General features: G+C 73.3%; 1 protein-coding gene. It reads right to left on the bottom strand.

What is annotated here, in order from left to right; all coding sequences use genetic code 11:
- Window positions 1–1,126, bottom strand: a 1,126-nt coding sequence (locus tag I0Q12_RS14440; RefSeq protein WP_269437616.1) for a helicase-related protein, incomplete at both ends; no start/stop codon positions are given.

Here is a 1,126-nt window from a genome sequence, read left to right as displayed (position 1 = left end):
CACCGCGACGATGTCGCCGCGCCGCAACGCCAGCAGCGATTCGACGGCCGCCCGCCGCCGGTCCTGCCGACCCTGCCGTTCCCGGGCACGCTCCAGGTCGGTCAGCTGCGCCCGCAGCCGCAGGTAGTCGAGGATGTCGCTGTCGTCGCCGCCGAGCCGGTCCCGCAGCTCCGCCAGGGCCGCCTCGTTGCGTTCGATGCCGCGGGTCAGGCCCACCACCGATTTGTCGGCCTGGAACTGGGCGAACGACATCTCCAGCAGGGCCCGCGACCGGGTGATCCCGACCGCGTCGATGAGGTTGACGGCCATGTTGTAGGACGGGCGGAACGAGCTGCGCAGCGGGAAGGTGCGGGTGGAGGCGAGCCCGGCGACGGCGGCCGGTTCCACCCCGGGCTGCCACAGCACCACCGCATGCCCCTCGACGTCGATGCCGCGCCTCCCGGCCCGGCCGGTGAGCTGCGTGTACTCGCCGGGGGTCAGTTCGGCGTGGGTTTCCCCGTTGTACTTGACCAGGCGTTCGAGCACGACTGTGCGGGCCGGCATGTTGATGCCGAGCGCGAGGGTTTCGGTGGCGAACACCGCCCGCACCAGCCCGCGCACGAACAGGTCCTCGACGGTGTGCCGGAACGCGGGCAGCATGCCCGCGTGGTGCGCGGCGATGCCGCGTTCGAGGGCGAGGCGCCACTGCGAGAAGCCGAGCACCTCGAGGTCGGCGCGCGGCAGGTCGCGGGTGTGTTCGTCGACGATCGCCCGGATCCGGGCGGCTTCCTCGTCGGAGGTGAGCCGGATGCCGCCGCGCAGGCACTGGGCGACCGCGGCGTCGCAGCCGGCGCGGCTGAAGACGAAGGTGATCGCCGGGAGCAGCCCCTCGCGGTCCAGGCGGGAGATGACCTCGGGTCGTGGGAGCGGCCGGAAGCCGCCGGGGCCGCGGCCCCGGTCCCAGGAGTCGGCGCGGTCGAGCGTCAGCCGGCGGCGCACCTGCGAGAGCAGTTCGGGGTTGACCACGACGCTGCGGCGGCCGCCGTCGTCGGGGTGAGCGCGCCGGTCGAACAGGTCGTAGATGCGGGGGCCGACCATCATGTGCTGGTGCAGCGGAATCGGCCGCACCTCGTCGACGACGACGGTG

Source organism: Rhodococcus sp. CX, assembly GCF_015865005.1.
GTDB lineage: Bacteria > Actinomycetota > Actinomycetes > Mycobacteriales > Mycobacteriaceae > Rhodococcus.
Note: the sequence above shows the minus strand (reverse complement) of the source record. Positions and strands in the feature narration are given on the sequence as shown.